The organism is Mesorhizobium sp. M7A.F.Ca.CA.003.01.2.1 (genome assembly GCF_003998945.1).
In the GTDB taxonomy this organism is placed as follows: domain Bacteria; phylum Pseudomonadota; class Alphaproteobacteria; order Rhizobiales; family Rhizobiaceae; genus Mesorhizobium; species Mesorhizobium ciceri.
The window spans coordinates 1-1,651 of record NZ_RZRA01001106.1 but is presented as its reverse complement, the minus strand read 5'-3'; the positions used below and the strand labels follow the sequence as shown (position 1 = coordinate 1,651).

2 protein-coding genes are annotated in these 1,651 nt (G+C 64.6%); both read right to left on the bottom strand.

The genetic code is table 11. The features are described from left to right. Window positions 1-151: 151 nt before the first annotated feature. Window positions 152-1,321: an extracellular solute-binding protein gene (locus EN969_RS30200; protein ID WP_063167546.1), complete on the bottom strand. Its 1,170-nt coding sequence runs from the start codon at window positions 1,319-1,321 to the stop codon at window positions 152-154. After that, the coding region (locus EN969_RS30195; RefSeq protein ID WP_206525269.1) for a CoA transferase at window positions 1,318-1,651 on the bottom strand (334 nt) is incomplete at its 5' end. The genes EN969_RS30195 and EN969_RS30200, both read right to left, overlap by 4 nt.

The following is a 1,651-nucleotide window of genomic DNA, read 5'->3' as shown; positions in this document are numbered from 1 at the left end:
GTCATATTGCGCCTTGAGTTCGGTCGGCAGCCCGCCGATGACGCCTTGCACATCCTGCGCAAAGGCGGTCGTTGCAAGCGAGGCAAGCGCGGTTGCGGCCAGCAGGCCGCGGATCATTCCTGTCATCTCGTTCTCCTCCGTTCGGTTTGGTTCAGGCTCCTCCACCGGCAGCGCCGGACACCTGCACCGGGGAACTCTCCCGAAACAGGCGATTGAGATCGGCAACAACCTGTCGGGCTTGATGCCGGGAGGTCATGCCGGAAAGGATGCGTTCGGATGCTGCTTGCTGGAAAGTCATGTAGCCGTCGTGGCGCGGCCGCACCCATGCACCCTCCAGCGTCGCGCGCGTATCCCGATAGAAGTCGCCGGTCGCTTCATTGACAGCCTGGTCCTCCCAGGCCGCTGCATGGCCGGGCTGGCCGCCGGCGGCGGCATAGGCGCCACGCTGGACATCGCCGCTCGCGACCCAATAGGCGAAGTCGATCGCGGCATCCCTGGCTTTGGAAAAGGCTGATACGGCTATGCCGGTGCCGCCAAGCGCCGAACCGACCGGGCCGCCGGAACCGATGACCGGAACATCGGCAAAGGCCAGCCGGTTCGCCCGAAAGCCAGCCGTCGCATAGGAAACGTAACCATAGATCAGTGGCGCGCAGACGAACCTGGAACCGGCCTCCGCCATACGTTCGGAGACGGCAATCGGGTCCATCTCGAAACACGCGGGATCGACCAGCGCTGCGATCTCGCGCATTGCCTCGAAGACTTGGCTACCGATCTCCACATCGATCAGATCGTCGGATGGATCGGTCGTGCAGGCATGCCCGAGATTCCCGGCAAGCGTGTAGAACACCATCAACACGTGAGGCGGCCGCAGCGGCAGCAGCACGCGGCCTTGCCGGGCGAGATCGAGCACCTCGCTCCAGCGCGCCGGTGGCGCACCGATCGCATCCGGACGCCATGCCTGGACCTGCGTTGCCGCATCGATCGGGAAAGCCCATTGCCGTCCTTGCCAGTTGTAGCTCGGATAGGACTGGCCGATGCTGCCCGAGGCAAGGGCCGTGCGTTCCGCCTCGCGTCCGGCGACATCCAGCGGCTCCAGGCAGCCTTCGGCCGTGATCTGGCCGACATGCGGATGGTCGATGACGATGAGGTCATAGGCGCGCGCCAGTTCTTCGACCGGGAAGGATTCGAAGTCCTGCAGCGAGCGCTTGTCCCATTCGATGGCAATACCGGTCTTCTGCTGCCACAGCGCCGAGCAGGCGACCATCGGATCATAGCCACGCGGATGGCTCCAGGTCATGCCTTTGAGCTTGGGCGAACTCACAGGCCGAACTCCGCGCGGATGGCGGCACTGTGCTCGCCGATGCGGGGCGCCGCCCGATCGGCCTTGGCTCTTATGCCATCGACCCGGAGCGGCGAACTGGTGGTGAGGATCGAGACATCGTCCTCGCGCGTCACAGTCTGCAGCATGCCGAGGGAATGGAACCCTTCGCTCGCCAGCATCTCCGGCCAGGTCAGCACTTTGGCGCACCAGATGTCGGCCGGCTCGAGGATATCAAGCCACTCGTCGATCGTCTTGGTGGCGATCCGCTGTGCGATGATCGCCTTGATGTCGTCACGCGCGGTGAACCACGACGCAGGCTTGTCGCGATAG